General features: G+C 40.3%; 5 protein-coding genes and 5 tRNA genes. 7 read left to right on the top strand and 3 right to left on the bottom strand.

The features are described from left to right. The 7 genes from FH976_RS11945 to FH976_RS11915 form a co-directional block, all read left to right on the top strand. Positions 1-239: lytic polysaccharide monooxygenase (locus FH976_RS11945; protein WP_194091073.1), on the top strand; the 239-nt coding region annotated here is incomplete at its 5' end. Next, positions 215-1,459, top strand: a complete 1,245-nt coding sequence (locus FH976_RS11940) for a lytic polysaccharide monooxygenase (protein ID WP_228767429.1) — start codon at positions 215-217, stop codon at positions 1,457-1,459. The genes FH976_RS11945 and FH976_RS11940, both read left to right, overlap by 25 nt. 253 nt (positions 1,460-1,712) lie before the next feature. Next, positions 1,713-1,788, top strand: a tRNA-Phe gene (locus FH976_RS11935). Between the two features lie 64 nt (positions 1,789-1,852). Then, positions 1,853-1,928: transfer RNA gene (locus tag FH976_RS11930), tRNA-Thr, on the top strand. A gap of 42 nt (positions 1,929-1,970) precedes the next feature. Next, positions 1,971-2,046: transfer RNA gene (locus FH976_RS11925), tRNA-Asn, on the top strand. Positions 2,047-2,083: 37 nt separating this feature from the next. Further along, positions 2,084-2,159 (top strand) — tRNA-Thr (locus FH976_RS11920). Positions 2,160-2,202: 43 nt separating this feature from the next. After that, positions 2,203-2,278, top strand: a tRNA-Asn gene (locus FH976_RS11915). A 45-nt stretch (positions 2,279-2,323) separates the two neighbouring features. Here FH976_RS11915 and FH976_RS11910 read toward each other — a convergent pair. From FH976_RS11910 to FH976_RS11900, 3 genes are all read right to left on the bottom strand, one after another. Continuing rightward, positions 2,324-3,751 (bottom strand): NAD-dependent succinate-semialdehyde dehydrogenase, encoded by a 1,428-nt coding sequence (locus tag FH976_RS11910; protein WP_194091071.1) that lies wholly within the window; start codon positions 3,749-3,751, stop codon positions 2,324-2,326. 165 nt (positions 3,752-3,916) lie between these two features. Further along, positions 3,917-5,707 (bottom strand): GtrA family protein, encoded by a 1,791-nt coding sequence (locus tag FH976_RS11905; RefSeq protein WP_194091070.1) that lies wholly within the window; start codon positions 5,705-5,707, stop codon positions 3,917-3,919. Further along, positions 5,676-6,635 carry a glycosyltransferase family 2 protein gene (locus tag FH976_RS11900; protein ID WP_194091069.1) on the bottom strand — a complete coding sequence of 320 codons (960 nt, stop codon included), beginning with the start codon at positions 6,633-6,635 and terminating at the stop codon, positions 5,676-5,678. Before FH976_RS11900 ends, FH976_RS11905 begins: the two co-directional genes overlap by 32 nt. Positions 6,636-6,704: the final 69 nt, after the last annotated feature.

Below are 6,704 nucleotides of genomic sequence, written 5' to 3'. Positions count from 1 at the left end.
ATTGGGACTCAACCGATGGCAGCACTATTCCGAACGCAGCTTGCCGCGCTGCGTTCATTGAATCAAATTGGATTCCGTTTGTGCAAAAACCGGAGTTTTCCATCTTAGTTTCTAATTACAACAACCAAGCAGCCGTCGAAGCCGCGATTCCTGATGGTCATCTATGCTCTGCAGGTGACAAAGCAAAGCATGGGATTGATCTCCCTTCTGCTGACTGGCAAAAAAAAAAGTTGATTTAAGTAATAACGGTAAAGTAACGCTTCAATATCGTGCTAATACGCCTCATAACCCAAGCTTTTGGAAAGTGTATCTAAGTAAGCCAGGTTACGACTCAGCCACTACGCCGCTTGCATGGAATGATTTAGACCTTATCGCCGACTTTGGCAACTTGCAAACGGTCACTTTAGGAGGCGTAAAGTATTACCAAATGGAAGTCACATTACCAACAGATCGCGTAGACAATGCGGTGATTTATACTCGTTGGCAGCGCCAAGATCCTGCTGGTGAAGGCTTCTACAACTGTAGTGATATCACTTTTAGCGAAAATACGAATGGTGGTGCTAATAACCCTCTAGATAAGTGGATTAGTTCTGGTAGTTATCTATCCTCATCTATTGATGCCAATATTGGAGATACCGTCTGGTTCCGCGTATTTGATAATAACGGTAATGAAACCGTTTTCGAAAAACTCCCAATCACAAATGCTGATGAACACGTGTGGGGACAAGATCTTGCCAGTCTGATAAATCAAAAATATCCTCAAATAATTAAAGTTGGCTTAAAAAATAATGCTAGCGAAACTATTGAGTATCAAACCAATGATTTATATAGCAACTTAGTTTACTTACTTGAGCCTGAGCACACTCAAAACCTTGAGATAAAAACAGGCAATAACGCACCAGTAATTGATGCTCCGACACAATTAACTATCGAATCAGGTAAAAGCCTCATTTTCTCGGTATCTGCAACGGATCTAGATAACGATCCATTACTTTTTAGTGTCGATAAAGGAACCATCCTTAGCCAAAGTGAAAACAGTATCGTGGTTAACTACCAAGCTCCGGAAACAGCAACCGATAGCAGCGATGTAATTACGGTTTCCGTAGGCGATCCAACCTCAACCAGTAAGGCGACAATAAACATAACTATTACCGCACAACAAGGTAATGGTGGAGAGACTGGGACAGAAACAACCTGGGATGTGAACACCACATATAACACTGGAGATACCGTACTATTTGAAGGCGTCACTTATACCGCTAAGTGGTGGACTAAAGGAGACTCACCAAAAACATCGTCAACTTGGGAAGCTCAGCAGATAAAAGATGAAGCCGAATGGTTAGCAAGCTTAGTTTATGAATCTGGTGATATCGCGTCATACCAAGGAGTATCCTATCAAGCTCAGTGGTGGACCAAAGGTGAACAACCGGATCAAGGCGGCGCTTGGGTACAAAAATAATTGAACATTAAATGTACCCAATAAAACTTATTGCAGTGAAAATAAGGTTATCCCTCAGTTTTATAAACACCAAATCTGAGGGATTTTCATGTTGAAAGACAACTAAATTTATTCATCGAGGGCGATGAGGTTGTGATTTTTTCAACAAAGATGCGAATAAATACACAATAGCGATTATAAAATCGGCAAACGAATAATTTTTTAAGTTTTACTGTTGACCTTCCCTACGAAAAACCGTTTAATACCCCCCGTCGCCCGGATAGCTCAGTCGGTAGAGCAGAGGATTGAAAATCCTCGTGTCGGTGGTTCGATTCCGCCTCCGGGCACCACTATTTTATAGTTGGTGTCCATGAGAAATAGACATCAATGTATTGTTAAAGAAGAAAATTTTGTGCCGACTTAGCTCAGTAGGTAGAGCAACTGACTTGTAATCAGTAGGTCACCAGTTCGACTCCGGTAGTCGGCACCATTCTTCTAGTTTGTTTTATTTAAAATAAACAAAACGAATAATTCCCCTTTAGTTCAGTTGGTAGAACGGCGGACTGTTAATCCGTATGTCGCAAGTTCAAGTCTTGCAAGGGGAGCCACTTTTAGAATGCTTGATTTAATTCAAACACTCAAAAAGCCGACTTAGCTCAGTAGGTAGAGCAACTGACTTGTAATCAGTAGGTCACCAGTTCGATTCCGGTAGTCGGCACCATTTTTCTTATTCTTAATAATGAGAAAAATTAAAAATAGATAATTCCCCTTTAGTTCAGTTGGTAGAACGGCGGACTGTTAATCCGTATGTCGCAAGTTCAAGTCTTGCAAGGGGAGCCACTTTCGAGAAAGCCTCATCATTTGATGAGGCTTTTTTGTTTCCGCTTATCTCGTTAATCCACCAATACAGACATACTTCGTCTCTAGGTACTCTTCCAAACCTTCTTTAGCACCTTCTCGGCCATTACCGGATTGCTTTACACCACCAAATGGCGCTACTTCCGTCGAAATGATTCCCTCATTTACACCGACCATACCGTATTCCAAATTATGTGCGACTCGCCAGATTCGATTCATATCTTGGCTATAAAAATAAGCGGCCAACCCATAAATCGTATCATTCGCCATTTCGATCATCTCAGCTTCATGGCTAAAACGAATAATAGGTAAAACCGGACCAAAAATTTCACCTTGAACTAAAGGGCGATCATGTTCAACATCGACCAATACTGTCGGCGCGATAAATTGGCCCTCTAACAAGACCTCACTATTGATTTGCCTTGCCCCTCGCCCTTTGGCCTCAGTGATAAGATCAGACACTCTCTGCTTCGCTTGCTTTGAAATTAGCGGTCCAATATCCGTCCCTTCATCCAAACCATTACCAACCGTTAACTTATCGACCGCTTTGACTAGCTTTTCAACAAAGGCATCATAAATACCGTCTTGCACATAAAATCGATTCGAACACACGCAAGTTTGCCCGGCATTCCTAAATTTACTGGCGATAGCACCTTGTACCGCGCTATCAAGATCAGCATCATCAAAAACAATAAATGGCGCATTACCTCCAAGTTCCATTGATGTTCGCTTTATAGTCGAGGCGCATTGCATCAGTAATTTACGCCCAACTAAAGTCGAACCAGTAAATGAGAACTTCCTGACTGAAGAGTGATAAGTGAATGCCTCACCAATCTCATGGGAATCGCCCACCACCATGCGTAATACATTCTTCGGGATACCAGCCTGATAAGCTAACTCAGTGACAGCAATCGCCGTTAATGGCGTTGATTCAGAAGGCTTACAAATAAAGCTACAACCGGCGGCTAATGCTGGGGCTGCTTTACGAGTGATCATGGCTAGAGGAAAGTTCCACGGCGTAATGGCAGCCGCTACACCAATTGCTTGTTTGACCGTAAGGAGGGTTTTATCATTTGATGCAGAAGGAATCGTTGAACCATATGCCCGCTTCCCTTCTTCCGCGAACCACTCAATAAAAGATGCGCCATAACGAACTTCGCCTAGCGATTCCTTCAATGGCTTACCACCTTCTAAGGTAATAATACGTGCGAGGTCATCTTCATTATCGATAATGAGTTGGTGCCATTTCTTTAATAATTTACTACGCTCATCTGCTGGGCGTTTCTGCCACTCTATCTGACCAGCTTCAAGTTCAAGGATTTGATCTTCTACTTGAGCTTGAGTCGTCGTTTTTACTGTGGTTAACAAGCTGTCATCAAATGGATTAAACACCGAAAGGCCTTTACCTTCAGTAATCGCCGATGCCAGAAGTGTCTTATTTTTTAATTGATTCATACTGTTCCTTACTTCTAAAAAAAATAGTCGTTTATTAAAGCTTCGGATAAGAGTGTCACAAACTCAAGCGCTTAGATAGAAAAAAGCCCCAGCCACGATGACTAGAGCTAATTTTACAACAAGAAGATAGTCTTCATCACTTCAATCAAGCGAGTAAATACTAAGTCAATCAATTGAAACTAATAGGACCCTACCATCTTTCTTGATTGTCGTTTCCACTTTGATTTCAGAGCGTTTAACGTCAAGCACATCAATATTTACTCTTTTCCAACCATATTGATAAAGGTATGGCTTAATATAATGAGAGCTTAAGTTAGATAGGGTTTTAAAAGCTCCAGATTGTGTTTTCTCAAACATATAGTGACTCATTTTCGCCTTATCAACACTCACCACGACCTTATCAAATAATTGCGGCTGTTGAAGATAGTTGTGAGTATCATTTCGCTCTAGTATCTCAGCCATAACATTTCTTGTATTAGCATAAGTATAATTATAATCGTGGGTTTGATATGCAAATGGGATAAACAGCGCTAAAAGCGTTAATAAACGCCACCATTTATTGGGAATAAGCAGTAGCAACATTGCCATACCAATTGGGAATGTTACTCCAGAGCGTAATGGTACTTTCACCCCTAACGGTACCACGCTGGCATATAATGAAATTACTACAAGAATGATAATTATAGTGTATTTGAAGTGCTTCACTAGCACCCACAATGCCGTCAAAATTATCGGCACATACAGCCAAAGGCTGAGCTGGCCTATATAGTTAAAAAGACGATCAAAATTAGCCGCACTTTTAGCAATATTATCAACTAATGACGACAAACTATTGATAGGGTTTTGCTGCCTCCAACTAACAAAATGGATGAAGGTTGCATGATCAGTAAACATCGATGTGTATAAATAGACCAAGCTATTTGCTACCGCATAACCAAGGACATACCCAAGTATCCAAAAACATAGAAACTTAAATATCTCGACATAGCTGGCTTGTTTTAAAGTCGAAAGGTAAAGCAGCGGCATCAAAAAATAAAAGGCTGGATAAGTGGCAAATAACAAAATACCCGCCACGATTAACATAGCTGAAGCATTTAGCTTATCTTTACAACAAGCAAAAAGTGCCAACATAAAGCAACCTGGAACTAGGGTCATTGGCCATTTAAGCAACATGGTAAAGGTTGGGATATTCACAATTAATAAAGCAACCGCTATCGCCAGCCAATATTCTTTTTTGATCCCCATAACGACTTTATAAGCAAAGATAAAAATACAAATATTAGCAAGGCTTGCTGCAATAACCGCAGACAAACCATGTAGCGGATAATACAGTGCAAAGTTAATCCAGCGCCCTTCGGTAGTAAATTTATTACCGTAGCCATCCATATAAGGTAACGCATCATGAGCGACATTAGCAGACATCGCCAGGTGTAGATTCAGCGCAGTGACAACTGCAAATACAGCCAGTACAAGCCATTGAATCACTAATAATGGATCAATACGTCCATCATCATTATATAAGCCTTGAATCAATCTATTCATTGAAACTCCATCTGTGAACACTTTTTTGTAACCCAGATAATTAATTCCCATCGAGACGCATACCGCCAATGCCTGAGCAACATAAACATGCACGTTGCCGTAATGCACTAGCAAATATAATGCGCCCGTTGAGCACGCTAACGAGGTTAAATTCACCACACAAAAAGGAAGAAATTGCCCACCTTTTTTACCGCTGTTAAAAACAAAGGTCCGATTAAGCGCATAACTGACCAGCATTCCAACAAAATACGACAAGACCGAAGAGAGTAAATAGCGCTCAGAAACCTGATAAATAGCCATAAAAGCTAAATATGCAGTAACCGTATTCAATACTCCAACCAAGGCAAAGCGAATTTTTTGTTGGAAATCTGCATACACCAGATTAGTCAGTAATTGAGCGGGTTTCTTCAGCATTTATGCTTCTTCTTTCTTTAATGATATACAAAGGACGATTTTTCGATTCTTTATAAATACGCGCCACATACTCACCAACAATACCAATAGAAATCAGCTGTACACCGCCCATAAATAAAATAGCGACAAACAATGACGTCCAACCAGACACCCAATGATCAGTCATAATTCGAACATAGACAAAATACAGCAGCATTAGCATTGAAATACCAGAACAAACAAAACCCATCATGATAGACAGTTTCAATGGCTTAACAGAAAAAGATAAGATTCCATCTAAGCCAAACTTAATCATTTTGGTTAACGGGTACTTGGATTCTCCTGCAAAACGCGCAGAACGCTCATAAGTAATTGCGGTTTGATTAAAACCGATCCAACTAACCATACCTCGAATAAAACGAGATTTTTCAGGCATAGCGATTAAGTGATCCACTACTTGACGATCCATCAAACGAAAGTCACCAGTATCCAGTGGAATTTGGACTTCAGATAAATAGCTTAATAAGCGATAGAAGCTTTTTGCCGTGACACGTTTAAACCAAGATTCACCTTCTCGGTTAGCCCTAGTGCCATAAACGACATCAAAACCTTCTTCCCACTTCACAATCATGTCAGAAATAACTTTAGGAGGATCTTGCAGATCTGCATCAATCAAAACAACAGCATCACCAGTGCTCACATCCAATCCAGCACTTACCGCTTGCTGATGACCAAAATTACGTGAGAATGAAATCGTTCGAATATTTTCATGCTGCTTGCTATAAGCTAAAAGCTTTGATTCTGTATCATCCGAACTACCATCATTAACAAAGATAAGCTCAAATTTATAATTAGAAATACTATTTGTTACAGAAAGCAACTCCTCAACAGTAAAATCAATAACCTCACTTTCATTAAAACAAGGGATCACAACAGATACTGTTTTCATATATTCTCCTTACTTTTATCCACGTTAGGCTAGCTCGGCAGCGCTATAAACTACGTTTGCGCATTCATA

Origin of the sequence: Vibrio hibernica, from assembly GCF_015223435.1 — a bacterium.
GTDB lineage: Bacteria > Pseudomonadota > Gammaproteobacteria > Enterobacterales > Vibrionaceae > Vibrio > Vibrio hibernica.
Note: the sequence above shows the minus strand (reverse complement) of the source record. Positions and strands in the feature narration are given on the sequence as shown.

Bases quoted from the DNA above. Each gene is read 5' to 3' on its own strand.
- FH976_RS11910 (WP_194091071.1), bottom strand. From the start codon at position 3,751: ATGAATCAATTAAAAAATAAGACACTTCTGGCATCGGCGATTACTGAA.
- FH976_RS11905 (WP_194091070.1), bottom strand. From the start codon at position 5,707: ATGCTGAAGAAACCCGCTCAATTACTGACTAATCTGGTGTATGCAGAT.
- FH976_RS11900 (WP_194091069.1), bottom strand. From the start codon at position 6,635: ATGAAAACAGTATCTGTTGTGATCCCTTGTTTTAATGAAAGTGAGGTT.